This window comes from Microbacterium sp. NPDC064942, from assembly GCF_049545525.1.
Classification (GTDB): Bacteria; Actinomycetota; Actinomycetes; order Actinomycetales; family Microbacteriaceae; genus Microbacterium; species Microbacterium gawkjiense.
The window spans coordinates 89,648-106,282 of the sequence record NZ_JBMWDR010000003.1; the positions used below are offsets into that span (position 1 = coordinate 89,648).

A 16,635-nucleotide genomic window follows, 5' to 3' on the forward strand; every position below is an offset into this window, starting at 1 on the left:
CCGGACCGTCTCGCGCCCGCGACCTCGATGGGCGCGGTGACGCTCCTGGTCGGAGACCTCGACGGGATGACCCGGTTCTACCGCGACGTCATCACACTGCAGGTGCTCGATGCGGAGGGCGACACGGTGACGCTCGGTCGCGCGAACCGCCCGATCGTCGTGCTCCGAGCCGATCGGTCGCTGCGCCACGCCCCCGCAGGTTCCGCGGGACTGTTCCACACCGCGATCCTCTTCGAATCGCAAACGGCGCTCGCGGCGGCCCTGTACTCCCTCGCACGCCATGCGCCCCAGACCTTCACGGGCAGCGCCGACCACCTCGTGAGCCAGGCCTTCTACGCCACCGACCCCGAGGGCAACGGCATCGAGCTCTACTGGGACCGCGACCGGAGCGCCTGGTCGTGGACGCACGGACGGGTGGAGATGGCGACGCTCTTCCTCGACCCGAACGCCTTCATCCGCGAGCACCTGACCGACGCCGCCGCCGCGGGCGCGACCGCCGACGAGGCGGCATCCGTCGGTCACGTCCACCTGTCGGTGGGAGATGTCGAGACCGCCCGCTCCTTCTACGTCGACACGCTCGGGTTCGATGTCACTGCGGAGCTCAGCGGTTCCGCCCTGTTCGTGAGTGCGGGCGGCTACCACCACCACATGGCGATGAACGTCTGGAACTCGCGCGGCGCGGGGCCGCGCATGCCCGCGCTCGGCCTCGGCCGCGTCGACCTCGCCCTGCCCGACCGCGACGGTCTCGGCGAACTGAGCGAACGCCTGCGGCACCACGGCGTGCAGGTGGCCGACGACGGTCGGACGGTGACCTTCACCGACCCGTGGCGCAACACGCTGCACGCGACCGCCGTCACGTGAGCCGCGTCAGGCGGACTCGCGGACGATCAGCTGCGTGTCGAGCAGCGTCTCGCGCGGCGGGTATCCGCCCGACAAGAGGGTGAGGAGGATGTCCGCCATCACCTCGCCCTGCTCGAGCGACGGCTGACGCACCGTCGTCAACGCGGGCGAGACCGACGTGGCGACAGGGGAATCGTCGTAGCCGACGATCGCGACGTCCTCGGGGACGCGGATGCCGGCGCGCGTCAGCTCGGTCAGGACGGCTCCCGCCATCAGGTCGCTCGCGACGAACAGTCCGTCGAACTCGGCACCCGACCGGAGGATCCGCGTGACCGCGGCGGCGCCGCCCGCGGCGGTGAAATCGCCGTCTTCCACCGCGACGGGCGACAGGCCCGCAGCGTCCAGCGCCTCGTGGAATCCGGTCAGCCGGTCGATGCCGCCCGGCATCGTCGTCGGGCCCGTGACCATGGCGAGCCTGCGCCGACCCCGGTCGAGAAGATGCTGCGTCGCGACACGGCCGCCCTCGACGTTGTCCACGTCGACGTAGTAATCGCGTTCGCGCTGGCGCACGGGTCGCCCGCCGAACACGACGGGCATCGCGGCGGCGATGCGGTCGATGAACGCGTCGCTCGTGTGGTGCGACACGATGATCGCACCGTCGACCGCTCCGCTGCGCAGGTACTCCGTCGCCTTGTCGTTCGGATCGTCGCTGGCGATGATCAGGTTCAGGACGTACTCGGACTTCGAGATCCGCTTGTTGATCCCGCTGACGATCGCCGCGAAGAACGGGTCGCCGAAGAAGCGGGTGGTGTCCTCCGGGACGACGAGCGCGATGGCCATCGTCGCGCGGCTGGCGAGGGACCGCGCAGCGCGGTTGGGAACGTAGTTGAGCTCATCGATCGCGCGGCGGACGGCGGCGAGCGCGGCGGGGCTGACGGCGGTCGAACCGTTCACGACGCGCGAGACCGTGGAGCGGGACACCCCCGCCGCCGAGGCGACCTCTTCGATCGTCACCGGGGGGTGGAGGACATCGGACACGGTCACCTCGCGGAGTGCAGTCATTCCATCGCTCGGGCGGCGATGACCCGACGATACTCCAGGGCGCTGTCTTTGAACGTCCGTTCCTGAGTGGCGTAATCGACGCGGATGAGACCGAACCGCTTGTCGTACCCCCACGCCCACTCGAAGTTGTCCATGAGCGACCAGTAGAAGTAGCCGCGGACGTCGACGCCGGCGTCGGCGGCATCCAGGATCGCGGTGAGGTGGCCGCGCAGGAACCCGACCCGGTCCGCATCGTGCACGCGCACGGTGCCGTCGTCCACGACCGCCTCGTCGTCGTAGGCCGCGCCGTTCTCGGTCACGAACAGCGCTGTCCCGGCATCCTTCGCGTACTCGTCCCAGACCCGCTCGAGCAGCACCGTCAACGCCTCGGGTTGCACCTCCCAGTGCATCACCGTCCGCGGCAGTCCGCGCTCGTACCAGTGGATGCCGTCGCCCGCCGGCCACGGCGACCCGACCGCGCGGTCGGTCGGGGCATCGCCGGGCAGCGGCGGATCCGCGGGGGCCGTGCCGCCGACGAACTCGCCGTGGTAGTAGTTGACGCCCAGCACGTCGAGCCGCCGGGAGATGGTGTCGAGGTCGCCGGGCAGCACCGCCGCCTCGAAGCGCGCGACCGCGTCCGCGTCGACGGCGCGGATGTCGGCGACGATGTCCTCCGGGTAGCCGCCGCGGAAGATCGGGTCGAGGAACCAGCGGTTGAACTGCCCGTCGATCCGGCGCGCGGCATCCACGTCCTCGGGTCTGGCGGGGTCCGCCGCCTCGGCGACCGTCAGGTTCAGGGTGATGCCGAGGTTCAGCGCGGGGTCGCGACGGCGCAGTTCCTCGACGACGAGACCGTGTCCGCGCAGCAGGTGGTGGGAGGCCAGCATCCCGTCGGCGATGCTGAACCGGCCGGGCGCGTGGATGCCGCCGGTGTAGCTGAGGAACGACGAACACCAGGGCTCGTTGAGCGTCGTCCAGTCCGTCACGCGGTCGCCGAGTGCGTCGTGGACCGACAGGGCGTATTCGGCGAACCGCTCGCTGGTCTCGCGCGCCGTCCACCCGCCCCGCTCCTCGAGCGCCTGCGGCAGGTCCCAGTGGTACAGCGTGAGCCAGGGACGGATGCCGGCACCCAGCAGCTCGTCGACGAGACGCTCGTAGAAGTCGATACCCTTCGGGTTCACCGCGCCGCCGTCGGGGCGCACGCGCGACCACGACGTGGAGAACCGGTAGGTGTCGAGGCCCAGCTCCTTCATGAGCGCGACGTCGCCGCGGTAGCGGTGGTAGTGGTCGCACGCGACGTCGCCGTTGTCGGCGTTGATGACGGCCCCCGGCACCCGGCTGAAGGCGTCCCAGATCGACGCGGTGCGACCGTCCTCGAAGGCGGCGCCCTCGATCTGGTAGGCGGCGGTCGCCGCCCCGAAGAGGAAGCCGGTCGGGAAGGGGCGGATGCGGGGGGCGGGCACGGGGGCAGAGTACTCCTGCGCGAGGACGTTCACCGGATGACCGTCAGCCCTTGACCGCGCCGGCCATGATGCCGCTGATGAGCTGCTTGCCCGCGACCACGAAGAGCACCAAGAGCGGGAGCGTTGCCAGGATCGCGCCCGTCAGGACGATCGAGTAGTCGACGTAGTAGCCCGACTGCAGCTGGCTGAGCGCCGTCTGCAGCGTGGGGCTCTGCGGCTTGAGCACCAGCAGAGGCCACAGGAAGTCGGTCCATGCCGTCATGAACGTGAACAGGCCGAGGATCGCCATGGCCGGTCGCGCCGCGGGCACACCCACCGTGAGGAAGGTGCGGAACTGCCCCGCACCGTCGACGCGGGCGGCCTCGATGAGTTCGTCGGGGATGACGTCCACGAGGTACTGCCGCATGAAGAAGACACCGAACGCGGTGACGAGGGTTGGGATGATGACGGCCCCGATGCTGCCGGTCCAGCCCAGCTCGCGCATCAGCATGAACAGCGGGATGATGCCGAGCTGCGTGGGGATCGCCATCGTCGCGACGACGAAGACCATGAGGCCGTCGCGGCCCTTGAACCGCAGCTTCGCGAACGCGTAGCCCGCGAGGGTGGAGAACGACACGACTGAGACCGTGATGATCGACGAGATGAGGACCGAGTTACCCAGGGCGACCCAGAACGGGATGGCGTCGAGGACCTTCATGGCGTTCGCCAGGAAGTTGCCGCCCGGGATGAGCGGAAGCGTCTCCGCCCGCGTGGCGTTGGTGCCGCTGCCGACGACGAACGACCACCACATCGGGTAGACGCTGCCGACGACGAAGGCGGTCAGCAGTCCGTAGGTCAGGAAGCCGGGGCGGCTGCCGATGCCGGCCGGCCCGCTCTCGCGGGGACGTCGACGGCCGCCGCGGCGCGGACGCTCGGGCTCGACGACGTCGACCTGCTGGACGGGCAGCGGTGCCGGGATCGCGGTGGTCATCGGGTGCCTTTCGTGAAGTCGGAACGACGCGCGCGGCGCGCCTTGCGGTCGGCACGCTCCGCGCCGCCGGCGATGCCGCGCGAGAAGAGGAAGTTGATGAGGCCGATCCCGACGATGAGGACGAACAGGAGGATGGCGACGGCCGAGCCTTCGCCGAGATCGCGGCGGAAGAACGCCAGCTCCCAGAGGTAGAGGACCGTCGTCTGGAACTGCCGGTCGCTGCCGCCGGTGCCGCCGGCGGTCGACACGTCGAACAGCCGGGGCTCCGCGAAGATCTGCAGACCGCCGATCGTCGCGGTGATGATGACGAAAATGAGCGTCGGTCGGATCGAGGGGATCGTGATCGAGAAGAACCGGCGCGCGGGTCCCGCACCGTCGATGGCGGCCGACTCGTAGAGGTCGCGCGGCACCGCCTGCATGGCCGCGAGGAGGATGAGGGCGTTGTATCCCGTCCACCGGAAGTTGACCATCGTGGCGATCGCGATGTGGCTGAGGAACGTGTCGTGCTTCCACTCCTGGTCGGGGATGCCGACGAGGTTCAGCACGTTGTTGACGAGGCCGTCGGCCTCGTTGAAGGCGCTGGAGAAGATCAACGCGGTGGCGACGGGGGTGACCACGAAGGGGATGAGGACGCTCATCCGCCAGAAGGTCGGCGCACGCAGACCGCGGTCCAGGAGGTAGGCCACCAGGAGCGCCACGGAGAGCTGCGGGATGGCCGAGAGCAGGAAGATGCTCAAGGTGTTGCCGATGGACTTCCAGAACGAGTCGTCCTGGAGCACGCTCACGAAGTTGCCCGCGCCGACGAACTCGTCCTGACCGCTCAGCAGATCCCAGTCGAACAACGAGACGTTGACCGTGTACAGCAGCGGGAAAAGACCGACGAGGGCGAAGAGGAGGAAGAACGGGGCGATGTAGGCGTACGGCGAACCGCGATACGCGAATCGCGAAAGGCGCTGGCGTGCGCTGAGGCGCGGCGGTCGAGCTGCGCCGTCGGTCGGGGCCTCCGGGCGCACGCGAGGCTGCGGCGAAGCGGTGGTGGTCATGGTGTCCTCTCGTGTGCGCCGGGATGGTGCACGGGTCACCGGCGATGCCGGTGACCCGTGCGGGAGGTCCTAGTCGGACTCGACCTGCTTGGCCAGCTCCGCGAGTGCCTTGTCCCACGCGCCGGCGGTGTCGACCTCTCCCCGGTCCAGCGCGCTCAGCGCGGGCCCGAAGACGTTCTCCTGGATCACCGAGTCGTCCGGTCCCTTGTACTGGGCGACGACACCCTTCGCGCGCTCGGCGAGGATCGCGCCGGTCGGGGCGTCATTGAAGAACTCGTTGGGCGTCGCGTCGCTCGCGAGGCTCTCCTGTGCCTCGATGGTCGACGGGAAGTTGCCCGCAGCCGCCGACTGCTTGACCTGCTGCTCGGGCTGCGTCAGCCAGTCGGCGAGCTTCGCCGCCGCTTCCTTGTGCTCCGAGGTCTCGGAGACCGACAGCCACGCGCCGCCCCAGTTGGCTGCGCCGCCGGGGAAGACATCCGCGAAGTCCCACCCGGTGGAGGCGTCCCCGCCCGCGCTCTCGACGCGCTCCTTGACGATGCCCAGCATCCATCCCGGGCAGACGAAGGTCGCGAACGTCCCGTCGACGAACGACTTGTTGCCGTTCCAGTCCCACGCCGCCTGCGCGGCGGACTGGCCACCCTCGGTGGCGGCGCCGAGGAGCTCGAAGCGCCGCTTGAGCTCGGCGTTGCCTTCGACGTTGAGCGTCCCGTCGGCGGTGTAGTAACCCTCGTCGAGCTGGTTGACCATGGCGTTCCAGACGAAGCCGGAGTGGTCGTACCACCCCTTGCCGGTGTCGTCGGTGTACTTCTGGCCGATCTCGAAGTAGTTCTCCCAGTCGCCGTCGAGCAGCTCGGCGACACTCTCGCGGTCGGTCGGCAGGCCGGCCGCCTCGAACGCCGGGGCGTTGTAGCAGATGCCGCTCGGGCCGATGTCGGTGCCGTAGCCAATGACACGACCGTCGGGTGCCGTGGCGGTCTCGTACTTCCAATCGACCCAGTCGGCCTTGCGGTCCTCGATGCCGTAGTCGCGCAGGTCGGCGAAGTTCTCGACGACACCCTCCTCCATGATCGCGCCGAGCCAGCCCTCCTCGATCGCCACGATGTCGGAGAGCCCGCCGGCGCCGATCTTCGTGAAGAGGTCGGTGCGCGCGTTGCCGCCGGTGTCGATGTTGGTGGCTTCGATCTTCACGCCCGGGTTGGCCTCTTCGTACTCCTTGTAGAGGTCCTCGTAGCCGAAGGTGCCGAAGGTGGTGATGGTGAGGGTGACGTCGTCGCCGCCACCGCCGCTGCCGGTGCCGCCGGTACCGCCGGCCGAGCAGCCGGCCAGGACGAGAGCGGACGATGCGGCCGCGCCGGCGATGATTCCGACGCGTCGCAGAACGCGTGAGTTCACAGGACACTCCTTCGTGGTGTGGACGAGAGCCAGGTGCCGTACTCCGCCTTTGGGAGCGCTCTCATCGGGTTGTGGGAGACGTTATGGGATCGCTCCCACGACTGTCAAGGGAGCGCTCCCACGGCGGGAGTCACGGTTTGGTCACGGACGGCCGCGGTGGAGCGCAACGGCGGCGCGGCGCGGGCTCTAGACTGGTCGCGCACCCTGCCCGCGACATCCCGGAGCTTTCTGATGCCCACCATCGTCGTCGACGTCATGCCCAAGGCCGAGCTCCTGGACCCGCAGGGGAAGGCCGTCGCCGGCGCCCTGCAGCGCCTCGGTCACGCCGGATTCGGCGACGTCCGCATCGGCAAGCGGTTCGAGCTCACGGTCGACAGCGCCGACGAGCAGACCCTCGCCGCCGTCAAGACCATCGCCGACGAGATCCTGTCGAACTCGGTCATCGAGGACGTCGTGGGCATCGAGGTCGTCGAGTGACCGTCCGCGTCGGGGTCATCACCTTCCCCGGCTCGCTCGACGACGGCGACGCGCGCCGCGCCGTGCGTCTCGCCGGCGCCGAGCCCGTCGCCCTCTGGCACGGCTCGCACGATCTCGACGGCGTCGACGCCCTCGTCCTGCCGGGCGGGTTCAGCTACGGCGACTACCTGCGCGCCGGCGCGATCGCCGCGCTCGCGCCGATCATGTCCGAGGTGAAGGATGCCGCGGCGAAGGGCATGCCCATCCTCGGCATCTGCAACGGCTTCCAGATGCTCGTCGAGGCGCACCTGCTGCCGGGCGGACTGATCCGCAACGCCCACCAGCAGTTCATCCGCCGCGACCAGCGGCTCGTCGTCGAGAACGCCGACACCGCGTGGACGAACGAGTTCCGCCGCGGGCAGGAGATCGTCATCCCGCTCAAGAACGCCGACGGCGGCTACATCGCCTCCGACGAGACGCTCAAGCGGATCCAGGGCGAGAACCTCGTCGCGTTCCGCTACGCCGGCGTCAACCCGAACGGGTCGATCGACGACATCGCGGGCCTGACGAACGAGGGCGGCAACGTCGTGGGTCTCATGCCCCACCCCGAGCACGCGATCGAGCCGGGCTTCGGTCCCGACACCCCCGCCGCGATGCGGTCGGGCGTCGACGGTCTGCGCTTCTTCACCGCGGCGGTCTCCGCGGTCGTGCACTCCGCCGCCTGAGCCGTCAGACGGTCCCCGCCGGGGGCCAGACGCCGATGATCACGGCCATGACGAGGACCGTGACGAGCTCGTGCCCGATGTTCATCACCGTGAGCGAGGACGGCCGCCCCTCGAAGGCGTCGTGCGTGATGAACCGGGATGCCGTGAACCCCGCCCACAGCAGGATGCCGGTCACGATCGCCGCCCACAGATACGACCCCTCGTAGAAGTGCCAGGCGATCGTCGTGGCTCCCGCGAGCACCCACGCGGAGGCGAAGCTGACGAAGACCGTCACCACGATGGCGACGGTGGCCGAGGCGGCGGGACGATCCATGTCGACACCCGCCAGGCGCGCCCATCGCGTCCCGAAGACCTTCGGGGCGTACCAGATCGACCCGACGATCATGGTCGAGACGGTGGCGAGGATGACGCTCCAGTAGTTGATCTCGGGGACCACGGGGACCTCCTGAGGACGACGGTCGATGTGAGGCGACAGGAGCGCCGCGCGGGCGCCCGCGCGAGATGCCACGGCGTCCGTGTCGGACCGAAGGTAGCGTGAGGGGATGACCCTCGTCGTGACCGTCCCGACCGCGGGTCTCGCCGCGGACCTCGCCCCCGTGCCCGACGGCGTCGAGGTGATCGTCTGGGCGATGGACACCCCCGCGCCGCGCCCACGGATCGACATCGTCGTGCCGCCCTACATGTCGGACGTCACCTTCGATCGTCTGGCCGGCGTCGAGATCGGCCTCGTGCAGGGACAGGCGATCGGCTATGAGGGCATCGCCGACAAGCTCCCGCCCGGCACCGTCTTCGCCAACGCCACCACGGTGCACGAGACCTCCACGGCCGAACTCGCGGTGGGTCTGGTGCTCGCGTCGCAGCGTCGCATCGACAGGTTCGCCGTCGACGGGCGAGAGGGCCGGTGGAACCCCGTCCTCACCGACAGCCTCGCCGACCGCCGCGTCCTGCTCCTCGGCTACGGCGGCGTCGGCACCGCGATCGCCGCCCGACTCGCCCCGTTCGAGGTCGAGATCGTCCCGGTCGCCTCACGGGCCCGCGACGAGGACGGCGTCCACGTGCACGGCATCGACGAGCTGGGGGACCTCCTGCCGACGACCGACATCATGATCGTGTCCCTCCCCGGCGGCGATGCGACGCGGCACATCGTCGGCGACGCAGAGCTCGCCGCCCTGCCCGACGGCGCGCTCGTCGTCAACGTCGGCCGCGGCCCGCTCATCGACACCGACGCACTGGTGCGCCACACCGCGGCCGGGCGCATCCGCGCCGCGCTCGACGTCACCGACCCCGAGCCGCTGCCCGCGGACCACCCCCTGTGGCGGAACGACGGGGTGCTGATCTCGCCGCACGTCGGCGGGGCGAGCAGCGCCATGCGGCCCCGGATGGTCGCGCTCCTCCGGCGTCAGATCGCCCACGTCCTGGCCGGCGAGCGGCCGGAGAACATCGTCATCGGCGGCTGATCGGCTGCGGAAGGTCGGTGTCGGCGCCGTCCCACAGGTCACCGCACTCCACGACGAGCGCCCCGCGCGCCGCGAGGAGGGGTCCGGCGCCGCGGTCACCCGTCACTGCGGCGGCGAGCTCAGCCCAGTGGTCGCGCCCGATCAGCACGGGGTGCCCCGGCATCCCGTCGAATCCGGCTCGGACGAGCGCGGCCGGTCCGATCGCCGACGCGACGATGCGGCGACAGACGGATGCCGGGAGCCCCGGCACATCGACGGGAACGACCAGCAGCGCATCGGCCGTCGAGTCCGCCGCCGCCGCGAGGGCCCGCCGCACGGTGGCCGAGACACCGCGTCGCCAGTCGGGGACGACGGTGACGTCGCACCGACGCGGCACCAACGGAAGGGCCTCCTCGGCGCGTGCTCCCAGCAGGACGCCGACCTCGTCGCAGCCGCCGGCGGCGAGCGCCTCGGCGACGCGGGTCACCCACGGGGTGCCGTCGTCGGTGCGGGCCAGCACCTTGGGATGCCCGTAGCGCGTGCCGGCGCCGGCGGCGAGGACGACGCCCCGCACCCGCATCAGGACACGACCGTCCCGGCGTGGACCGGCCCGGAGCGCTCGGTCAACCGCATCCCGCTGGCTCCGTGCCGGTCGGCGACGATCTCGGCGAGGATCGACAGCGCGGTCTCGGCCGGCGTCCGGCCGCCGAGGTCGAGTCCCAGGGGAGAGCGCAGCCTCGCGAGCGCGTCGTCCCGGACGCCTGCCTCGCGGAGGCGTCGAGCACGGTCGTCGTGCGTGCGCCGGCTCCCCATCGCCCCGACGTAGCCGGCCGCGGAGGCGAGGGCGGCCTGGAGGGCGGGGACGTCGAACTTGGGGTCGTGGCTGAGCACGCAGACCGCGTCGCGCGGGACGAGGCGCTGCGCCGCGAGGTAGCGGCCGGGACGGTCGACGACGACCTCCGCCCCGGGGAAGCGGGCGGCGGTCGCGAAGACGGCGCGCCCGTCGACGACGGTGACCCGCATGCCCGCGGCGACACCCAGGCGCGTGAGGGCGACGGCGAACTCGACGGCGCCGACGACGATCAGCCGCGGCTGCGCTCCCACCACGACCGACAGGGCCGTCGGATCGGGCGCCGAGTCGACGTCGACGATGCGGCCGTGCCCGAGGTGCGCCCCCGAGACGGCGAGGTCGAACCGGGTGGGATTGCCGGCGGCATCCCGCTCCGCGAGCAGGATGAGCTCGCGGGCCTCCGCCGAGCCGGGAAGGATGCGGCGCACGAGCACCTCGACGACGCCGCCGCACGTGAGCCCGATCTCGATCGCATCGGCGTCGCCGTAGCCGAAGCGCTCCACGACGGGCGCTCCGTCAGCGATGACCTCGAGCGCGGTGCCGTAGACGGCGCCCTCGACGCAGCCCGCCGAGACGTTGCCGAACAGGTCGCCGTCGGCCGAGACAACCATGCTCGCCCCGATCTCGCGCGGCGCGCTGCCCGCCACCGCGATCACCGTCGCGACGGCGAACGCACGCCCCGCGCGCGCCCAGTCGGCGGCGGCTTCGAGGATCTCCTGCATCCGGCAACGGTAGGACGGCGCCGGCACCGCCGCGTTGCGCCATCGTTTCGAACGCATGAAACACCGCGGAAACGACCGAGTGGTTCGATCGAGCGGTCCCCGGCCGAGCCCCGACCGGGACCCGGGATCGGAGGCCGCCGTGGACATCACGTCCGTCACCTCCTACCGCCGCGCACGCGACCGCGGCGACCTCGCGCTCGCGCCCGGAGAGGTCGTCATCGCCGGCGGCACCTGGCTCATGAGCGAGCCCCAACCGGACACGACGGGCTTCGTCGACCTCACGACCCTGGGGTGGCCCGACCTCGAGATCGATGCGAGTGGGCTGCGCATCGCCGCCACCTGCACGATTGCCCGGCTCGTCGCCTGGGCGGAGGGCCGCCTCCCTGCGCTGCCCGTCCCCGCGGACTGGCGCGCAGCCGCGATCGTGCCGGATGCCGCGAACGCCCTGCTCGCCTCGTTCAAGATCTGGAACACCGCCACCGTCGGCGGGAACCTCTGCCGCTCCTTCGCCGCCGCCGCGATGGTCTCGCTATGCGTCGCCCTGGACGGAGTTGCGGAGGTCTGGACGGCGGACGGCGGCGAGCGCCGCATCCCCGTCGCCGAACTCGTCACCGGCGACGGCACGAACGTGCTCGCCCGCGGCGACGTGCTGCGCGCGGTCCGGCTGCCGGGCGAGGCGCTGCGCTCGCGTGCGCTGCTGCGCAAGATCGCCCTCGCCGAGCACGGCCGGTCGGGCGCCGTCGTCACCGGGCGGGTCGATCCCGGCGGTGCGTCGGTGTTCACGATCACCGCCGCGACCTGGACGCCCACCGTGCTGCGCTTCGCGGAGATGCCGGATGCCGCAGCCCTGGCCGCCGCGGTGGCCGCGGCATCCGGGTACTACACCGACCCCCTCGGGTCGGCCGACTGGCGACGGGGCGTGAGCGGGGTGCTCGCGGAGCGGATCCGCGTGGAACTGATCGAGGGGGGCGCATGAGGTTCGAGGTCGACGGCGAGCCGGTGGAGGCGGAGCCCCGCCCCGGCCAGTGCCTGCGGACCCTGCTGCGCGAGGCCGATCGCACCTCGGTGAAGAAGGGCTGCGATGCGGGCGACTGCGGCGCGTGCAGCGTGCTGCTCGACGGCGACCCGGTGCACTCCTGCCTCATCCCGGCGGTCCGCGCCGAGGGCAGGCGCGTGACCACCGCGGCGGGACTCGCGCCGGGCGATGACCTGCATCCGGTGCAGCAGGCGATCGCCGACAGCTTCGGGTTCCAGTGCGGCTTCTGCTCGCCGGGGATGAGCGTGACCGCCTCGACGCTGTGCGCGAGCGACCTTCCCGACCTCGATCGCCGGATGAAGGGCAACCTGTGCCGGTGCACGGGGTACCGTCCCATCCGCGAGGCGATCACGGCCGCGGTGCTCGGGCCCGTGCGCGAGACCGGCCGCGCCCGCGAGAGCGGCCCCGCCCCGGAACGGGTGGGGCACTCGACGCGCCCCGAGGCCGCCGCCCGCGTCGTGCAGGGCACCGAGCCGTTCACCTTCGACCTGCCGCCGGGGCATCCGGCATCCGCCGCGCTCGTCCTCCGGGTCGTGACGAGCCCGCATGCGCACGCCCGCATCCTGTCGATCGACACGGCCGCGGCCCTCGCCGTTCCCGGCGTCGTCGCTGTGTTCACGCACCGCGACGTGCCCGACCGGCGCTACTCGACGGGACGCCACGAGCACCGTGAGGACGACCCCGACGACACCCGCATGCTCGACGACGTCGTGCGCCACGTCGGGCAGCGCGTCGCCGCAGTGGTCGCCGAGACGGCCGAGGCCGCCGACGCCGCACGCGCGCTCGTGCGCGTGCGGTACGAGCTGCTCGACGCCGTCTTCGACCCCGAGGCCGCCCGGCGCCCGGGGGCACCGCTCATCCACCCCGACCGCACGCCCGCCGACAGGGTCGACGACGCCGGGCGCAACGTCGTGCTGCGGGTCGAGTCCGGCGACGACGTCGACGACATCCTCGCGGCGAGCGCCGCCGTCGTCGGCGGCACCTGGCGCACGTCGCGCGTGAGCCACGCCCAGCTCGAGACGCACGGGGCCGTCGGCTGGCTCGACGACGACGGCCGGCTCGTCATCCGCGCGTCGACCCAGGTGCCCTTCCTCGCCCGCGACGAGATCGCGCGGCTGTTCGACCTCGACCGCGAGCAGGTCCGTGTGCACACCGCCCGCGTGGGCGGCGGCTTCGGCGGCAAGCAGGAGATCTTCGCCGAGGACCTCGTCGCCCTCGCCGTGCTGCGCACCGGGAGACCCGTGGGGTACGAGCTCAGCCGCGCGGACGAGTTCCAGCGCACCTCCGTGCGGCATCCGATGCGCGTGCGGGTCGACCTCGGGGCCGACGCGCACGGCATGCTGACGGCGCTCAAGCTCGATGTCCTGAGCGACACCGGCGCCTACGGCAACCACTCGCGCGGCGTGCTCTTCCACTCGCTCGCGGAATCCACGACGATCTACCGCTTCCCCGCCCGGCGCATCGAGGCGGAGGCCGTCTACACGAACAACGTCCCCTCCGGCGCCTTCCGCGGGTACGGGCTGGGGCAGGTGATGCTCGGCGTCGAGTCGGCGATGGACATGCTGGCCGAGCGGCTGGGCATCGATCCGTTCGACCTGCGGCGGCGCAACGCCATCCGCCCCGGCGACGACCCCGGCCACGACGACCTGGTCTGGGGCAGCTACGGCTTTGACCAGTGCCTCGACCTCGCCCAGGACGCGCTCCGACGCGGCAACGGCGTCGAGGCGCCCGCCGGCTGGCGGGTCGGCGAAGGGGTGGCCGCCGCCATGATCGCGACGATGGCGCCCTTCGGCCACATCGCGCACACGAGCGCCACCCTCCGACCGGACGGTACGTACCTGCTGCGCACCGGGACCACGGAGTTCGGCAACGGCACGACGACGGTGCTTCGTCAGATCGCCGCGACCGACCTCGCGGCATCCTTCGACCGCCTCGAGCTGTGGACGGCCGACACCGACGCCGTCGCGCACGACACGGGAGCGTTCGCCTCGGCCGGCATCACCGTCGCCGGCAAGGCCCTGCACGCGGCGTGCCTCGCCCTCGCGAGGCGGATGCGGGAGCGCGCCGCCTCGCTCACCGGCACCGACCCCGACGAAGCGGTGCTGACGGAGACCGGCGTGTCCACGCCCCGCGGCACGGTGGGCTTCGCCGCGCTCACCGCCGACGGCGAGCTCTCGGCGCACGGCGGGGAACTGGGCGAGCAGCGCTCGCTCGCCTTCAACGTGCACGCGGTGCGCGTTGCCGTGGATCCCGAGACGGGTGTCGTGCGGATCCTGCAGTCGGTGCACGCCGCCGACGCGGGCTTCGTCATGAACCCCGCGCAGTGCCGCGGCCAGATCGAGGGCGGCGTAGCGCAGGGGATCGGCAGCGCCCTGTACGAGGAGGTCATGGTCGACGCGGACACGGGCCGCGTGACGACGCCGGTCCTCCGGCTGTACCGGATGCCGCAGCCGGCCGACATCCCCGAGACCGAGGTCCTCTTCGCCGACACGAGCGACGACCTGGGGCCGTTCGGGGCGAAGTCGATGAGCGAATCGCCCTACAACCCCGTCGCCCCGGCGATCGGGAACGCCATCGCACGGGCGCTCGGCGCCCGCCCGTTCGTGCAGCCGTTCTCCCGCGACCGGGTCTGGGAACTCGGCCGTCACACGTCGGAAACGTGACTGACCGTCAGCCGGAAATACGAGCGGTCTAGCGTCACGACTGCACCTCTCACAGATGGAGTCCCGATGCACGCACGTCACCTCACCCGCCGCCGCGGCGGAACCGTCCTCGCCCTGGCCGCCACCGCCGCCCTCGCCCTGTCCGCCTGCGCCGGCACGAGCGCCGAAGAGGCGTCGAGCTCCGGCGAGGCCGCCGACTTCGGCTCGATCAGCGTCCAGTACTCCTGGATCAAGAACGAGGAGTTCGCGGGCGAGTTCTATGCCTACGACAACGGCTACTACGACGAGGCCGGCTTCTCGGAGGTCACCGGCATCGCCGGCCCCGACACCGGCGTCGCCAAGCTCCTCTCCGGCACGGTTCAGGTCGCGCTCAGCGATGCGGCATCCATCGGCGCGGCCGTCGCGACGGAGGACGCGCCGCTGAAGATCGTCGGCGCGACGTTCCAGAAGAACCCCTTCACGATCCTCTCGCTCGCCGACGGCGGCGACATCGAGACGCCCGAGGACCTCAAGGGCAAGAAGATCGGCGTGCAGGACTCGAACGCCTCGGTGTTCCAGGCCCTCCTCGCCGCCAACGGCATCGACGAGAGCGAGGTCGAGATCGTCCCAGTGGACTTCGACCCGACGCCGCTCATGAACGGCGAGGTCGACGGCTTCATGGCCTACCTCACCAACGAGGCCATCACGGTCGAGATGGCCGGATACGAGGTGACGAACCTCGCCTACGCCGACAACGGCCTGCCCTACGTGGCCGAGACGTTCTCGGTCACCGACCAGTACCTCGCCGAGAACCGTGAGCTCATCAAGGCGTTCCTCACCGCCGAGATCAAGGGCTGGACCGACACCTTCACCGAGCCCGTGGACGACACGGTCGCGAAGGTCATCGAGCACTACAACGAGTCCGCCGCCGCCGGCGACCTGACGTTCGGCGAGCTGGACCCCGCCAAGGTCGAGGCGGGCCTCGCCGCTCAGGCCAAGCTCATCTCGACCGAGGAGACCGAGGCGAATGGCCTGTTCACGATCTCGGACGAGCTGAAGGAGCAGACCCTCACGTCGCTCGCCGCGTCGGGCTGGGAGCTCGAGGCCGACGACCTGTTCGACACGACGATCATCGACGAGATCTACGCCGAGAACCCCGACCTGAAGGAGTACCTGCCCTGAGCAGGCCGACCCGTCATGAGCACCACTGACACCCTGGATGCCGGTTCCCTCGCGGGAACCGGCATCCGGATCACCGGAGTCTCCAAGACCTTTCCGCTGCGCGGCGGCAAGACCCTGACCGCGCTGCAGGACACCGATCTGCACACCGAGAAGGGCTCCTTCCTCGCGCTGCTCGGTCCGTCCGGATGCGGCAAGTCGACCATCCTTCGGATCCTCGCCGCGCTCGAGCACACGTCCTCGGGCGTGGCGCTGGTCGACGGGCAGACGCCCGACCAGTTGCGGGCCCGCAGCGAGCTCGGGATCGCGTTCCAGGACCACGCCCTGCTGCCGTGGCGCAGCATCCGCAAGAACATCGAACTGCCCTTCGAGGTCGCCGGCCGCAAGGTCGACAAGGCGTACGTCGACGAGCTGATCGAGCTCGTCGGGCTCGCGGACTTCGCGAACGCGAAGCCGGCGCAGCTCTCGGGCGGCATGCGCCAGCGCGCCTCGATCGCCCGGGCGCTCGTCCTCAAGCCGTCGGTACTGCTGCTCGACGAGCCGTTCGGTGCGCTCGACGACATGACCCGGCAGAACCTGAACCTCGAGCTGCTGCGCATCTGGACCGAGAAGCCCGCGACGACGCTCCTCGTGACCCACGGGATCAGCGAGGCGATCTTCCTCGCCGACCGTGTCGCGGTGATGTCGCCGCGCCCGGGGCGGATCAAGGAGATCCTCGAGATCGACCTGCCGCGTCCCCGCACGCCCGACATGATGCGCACCCCCGAGTTCCACGCCTACGTCGACCGCGCCTCCGAACTGCTGTTCGGGACCGACGGGCGCGCCGAAGCGGAGGCGTGA

Annotated in this window: 16 protein-coding genes; 8 read left to right on the top strand and 8 right to left on the bottom strand. The window is 71.2% G+C overall.

The genetic code is table 11. From position 1 onward, the window contains the following. Nucleotides 1-27: 27 nt before the first annotated feature. The gene (locus ACPEH2_RS06760; RefSeq protein ID WP_423718572.1) at nt 28-861 is read left to right on the top strand and encodes a VOC family protein; all 834 of its coding nucleotides are present in this window, start codon (nt 28-30) and stop codon (nt 859-861) included. A 6-nt stretch (nt 862-867) separates the two neighbouring features. Here the strand turns inward: ACPEH2_RS06760 and ACPEH2_RS06765 are convergent, their stop codons facing one another. The 5 genes from ACPEH2_RS06765 to ACPEH2_RS06785 all read right to left on the bottom strand — a co-directional run bounded on the left by ACPEH2_RS06765 (nt 868) and on the right by ACPEH2_RS06785 (nt 6,749). Then, complete coding sequence (locus tag ACPEH2_RS06765) at nt 868-1,902, bottom strand: LacI family DNA-binding transcriptional regulator (protein ID WP_423718495.1); 1,035 nt, start codon at nt 1,900-1,902, stop codon at nt 868-870. Continuing rightward, entirely contained in the window at nt 1,899-3,344 is a 1,446-nt protein-coding gene (locus ACPEH2_RS06770) for a GH1 family beta-glucosidase (protein WP_423718496.1), read from the bottom strand. Before ACPEH2_RS06770 ends, ACPEH2_RS06765 begins: the two co-directional genes overlap by 4 nt. Before the next feature lie 43 nt (nt 3,345-3,387). Beyond that, nucleotides 3,388-4,314, bottom strand: a complete 927-nt coding sequence (locus ACPEH2_RS06775) for a carbohydrate ABC transporter permease (RefSeq protein WP_423718497.1) — start codon at nt 4,312-4,314, stop codon at nt 3,388-3,390. Beyond that, nucleotides 4,311-5,357: a carbohydrate ABC transporter permease gene (locus tag ACPEH2_RS06780; protein WP_423718498.1), complete on the bottom strand. Its 1,047-nt coding sequence runs from the start codon at nt 5,355-5,357 to the stop codon at nt 4,311-4,313. Before ACPEH2_RS06780 ends, ACPEH2_RS06775 begins: the two co-directional genes overlap by 4 nt. Before the next feature lie 69 nt (nt 5,358-5,426). After that, entirely contained in the window at nt 5,427-6,749 is a 1,323-nt protein-coding gene (locus tag ACPEH2_RS06785) for an ABC transporter substrate-binding protein (protein WP_064003492.1), read from the bottom strand. A gap of 231 nt (nt 6,750-6,980) precedes the next feature. Here ACPEH2_RS06785 and purS point away from each other — a divergent pair, with 231 nt between their 5' ends. Further along, a complete protein-coding gene (gene purS / locus ACPEH2_RS06790; protein WP_064003491.1) occupies nt 6,981-7,226 on the top strand; it encodes a phosphoribosylformylglycinamidine synthase subunit PurS in 246 nt (81 codons plus the stop codon). After that, nucleotides 7,223-7,930 carry a phosphoribosylformylglycinamidine synthase subunit PurQ gene (purQ, locus tag ACPEH2_RS06795; protein ID WP_359918997.1) on the top strand — a complete coding sequence of 236 codons (708 nt, stop codon included), beginning with the start codon at nt 7,223-7,225 and terminating at the stop codon, nt 7,928-7,930. Before purS ends, purQ begins: the two co-directional genes overlap by 4 nt. 4 nt (nt 7,931-7,934) lie before the next feature. On the opposite strand, the gene ACPEH2_RS06800 is transcribed toward purQ, so the two are convergent. Continuing rightward, nucleotides 7,935-8,366 (bottom strand): DUF1761 domain-containing protein, encoded by a 432-nt coding sequence (locus ACPEH2_RS06800; protein ID WP_423718573.1) that lies wholly within the window; start codon nt 8,364-8,366, stop codon nt 7,935-7,937. A gap of 106 nt (nt 8,367-8,472) precedes the next feature. Between ACPEH2_RS06800 and ACPEH2_RS06805 the strand changes: the two genes are divergently transcribed. Next, nucleotides 8,473-9,387: a 2-hydroxyacid dehydrogenase gene (locus ACPEH2_RS06805; RefSeq protein WP_423718499.1), complete on the top strand. Its 915-nt coding sequence runs from the start codon at nt 8,473-8,475 to the stop codon at nt 9,385-9,387. On the opposite strand, the gene ACPEH2_RS06810 is transcribed toward ACPEH2_RS06805, so the two are convergent. Beyond that, nucleotides 9,374-9,946, bottom strand: a complete 573-nt coding sequence (locus ACPEH2_RS06810; RefSeq protein WP_359919001.1) for a nucleotidyltransferase family protein — start codon at nt 9,944-9,946, stop codon at nt 9,374-9,376. The genes ACPEH2_RS06805 and ACPEH2_RS06810 overlap by 14 nt on opposite strands. Then, nucleotides 9,946-10,938, bottom strand: coding sequence for an XdhC family protein (locus ACPEH2_RS06815; RefSeq protein WP_423718500.1), 993 nt, complete (start codon nt 10,936-10,938; stop codon nt 9,946-9,948). The genes ACPEH2_RS06810 and ACPEH2_RS06815 overlap by 1 nt, the downstream gene beginning before the upstream one ends. Nucleotides 10,939-11,077: 139 nt before the next feature. Between ACPEH2_RS06815 and ACPEH2_RS06820 the strand changes: the two genes are divergently transcribed. The 4 genes from ACPEH2_RS06820 (at nt 11,078) to ACPEH2_RS06835 (ending at nt 16,635) form a co-directional block, all read left to right on the top strand. Then, nucleotides 11,078-11,914: an FAD binding domain-containing protein gene (locus ACPEH2_RS06820; RefSeq protein ID WP_423718501.1), complete on the top strand. Its 837-nt coding sequence runs from the start codon at nt 11,078-11,080 to the stop codon at nt 11,912-11,914. After that, nucleotides 11,911-14,637: a molybdopterin-dependent oxidoreductase gene (locus tag ACPEH2_RS06825; RefSeq protein ID WP_423718503.1), complete on the top strand. Its 2,727-nt coding sequence runs from the start codon at nt 11,911-11,913 to the stop codon at nt 14,635-14,637. The genes ACPEH2_RS06820 and ACPEH2_RS06825 overlap by 4 nt, the downstream gene beginning before the upstream one ends. A 66-nt stretch (nt 14,638-14,703) precedes the next feature. Continuing rightward, on the top strand, nt 14,704-15,798 hold the full coding sequence (locus ACPEH2_RS06830; protein WP_359919006.1) for an ABC transporter substrate-binding protein: 1,095 nt from the start codon (nt 14,704-14,706) through the stop codon (nt 15,796-15,798). 15 nt (nt 15,799-15,813) lie between these two features. Further along, nucleotides 15,814-16,635, top strand: a complete 822-nt coding sequence (locus tag ACPEH2_RS06835; RefSeq protein ID WP_311286558.1) for an ABC transporter ATP-binding protein — start codon at nt 15,814-15,816, stop codon at nt 16,633-16,635.